At 73.6% G+C, this 1,535-nt stretch carries 2 protein-coding genes; one reads left to right on the top strand and one right to left on the bottom strand.

Annotated elements, in window-relative coordinates:
• Nucleotides 1–52 precede the first annotated feature (52 nt).
• Nucleotides 53–988 carry a hypothetical protein gene (locus H5J33_RS34795; RefSeq protein ID WP_181798643.1) on the bottom strand — a complete coding sequence of 312 codons (936 nt, stop codon included), beginning with the start codon at nucleotides 986–988 and terminating at the stop codon, nucleotides 53–55.
• Nucleotides 989–1,067: 79 nt separating this feature from the next.
• Here H5J33_RS34795 and H5J33_RS34790 point away from each other — a divergent pair, with 79 nt between their 5' ends.
• Nucleotides 1,068–1,262, top strand: a complete 195-nt coding sequence (locus H5J33_RS34790; RefSeq protein ID WP_030608876.1) for a DUF3046 domain-containing protein — start codon at nucleotides 1,068–1,070, stop codon at nucleotides 1,260–1,262.
• Nucleotides 1,263–1,535: the final 273 nt, after the last annotated feature.

The raw sequence follows: 1,535 nt of genomic DNA, 5'->3' as shown, positions 1-1,535 counted from the left end.
GGCGGGCGCATCTGGATCGACACCGGTCACACCGACGGCACCCGCTTCTGCCTCACGGGCCGTAGGCCCGCAGGGTGCGCAGGGCCTCGATCGTCACCATGGGGCGCGCCTCCAGCGTGGGCGCCGGGGCCCACTGCCGCCAGGTGACGGGCCAGCCCCCGTCCTCCTGCTGCCCGGCGGCCAGGTGGTCCAGGGAGCGCGCCATCTCGTCGTCCGTGAACCACGCGCGCGCGAGCGAGTCCGGACTCCGGGCGAAGTCGTGCGGGAAGTGGTGCTCCCCGGGGGCGTAACCGGCGGCGACCGGGAAGGCGTCCAGGCGGTCCGGGTCCAGCGCCACCAGCCGCTGCTCCCGCACCAGGCGGCCCAGCCGGTCGGCGGCGGCCCGGGCGCGCGGGCGGTCGGGAGCGGAGTCCAGGAAGGCCACGGCCGCCCGCACCTCGTAGGGGTGGGACTTCTCCAGGGTCTCCACCGCCTGCCAGCAGTAGTCGGTGGCCCGGAACAGCCAGGCGTGCCACACCTCGTTGCGGTGCAGCAGCCCGACCACCGGGCCGGTGGTCAGCAGCTCGCTGGGCGGGTGGTCGACGACCGTGAGGAACGGCGCCGTCGGATACCCGCGCTGGCCGGGGTGGACCGCCGGCAGGGCGCCGTCCGGGGTGGAGACGGAGGTCAGATAGCGGCATACGCGCTCCACCCGCTGCCCGCCGCAGCGCCCGACGGCGTCCAGCACGCTCAGGGCGCGCGCGGTGTGCAGGGGCTGGCTGACGGGCCCGCGCAGATCGGGCTCCAGCGCGTGCCCGTACCCGCCGTCCTCGTTGCGGTAGGCGTCCAGCGCCGCTTCCACGGCCTGTGGGCAGCCGTGCAGGAAGTGGTGGGCGAAGAGACGCTGCTCCAGCACGCGCGCGGTGAGCCACATGAACTGTTCGGCGCGGAAGAGCGGGGAGCGCGCCGGGGGCGTGGTGGGGAGTGGGGAGACTCCTGAATCTGCCATGGGTCAGACCGTAGGGCGCGAAGCGGTTCCGGCAGGCGCTCCGGGCAGGGCCCACCCCCGGGGGCGGGATACTGGAGTCATGCGGTTGACGGTCTTCTGGCAGCGAATGGCGGAACACTTCGGTCCGGGGTACGCCGAGACCTTCGCGCGCGATCACGTGATGTCCGAACTGGGCGGACGCACGGTGAACGAGGCGCTGGACGCGGGCTGGGAGGCCAAGGACGTGTGGCGCGTGGTCTGCGCGGTCATGGACGTGCCGGGCGAGAGGCGCTGACGGACCGCCCGGGGCTCCGGGTGTGTCACAGGCCACTGAAACGCCGGATTTGCCGGTATGCGCCGGCCGGAAAATCGACAGTACGGTTCCGATCCGTCACGAGGATGGCGCATGGGCCCCGGTTGTCGGTGGCGTGGGTGAGACTGGGCGGGTGGCACCCACTGACGAGGAATCCCTGGCACCCACCGCCGAGGACGGCGAGCCGTCCGTCCGGCAGGCAGCAGCGGCCGGCCGGGCCGTTCGCCTTCCTGCGCGGCTCGGCCGGGCTCATGG

Origin of the sequence: Streptomyces sp. WELS2 (assembly GCF_013870595.1) — a bacterium.
Taxonomy (GTDB): domain Bacteria; phylum Actinomycetota; class Actinomycetes; order Streptomycetales; family Streptomycetaceae; genus Streptomyces.
The sequence above is the reverse complement of the archived record's forward strand: the minus strand, read 5'-3'. Positions and strand labels throughout refer to the sequence as shown.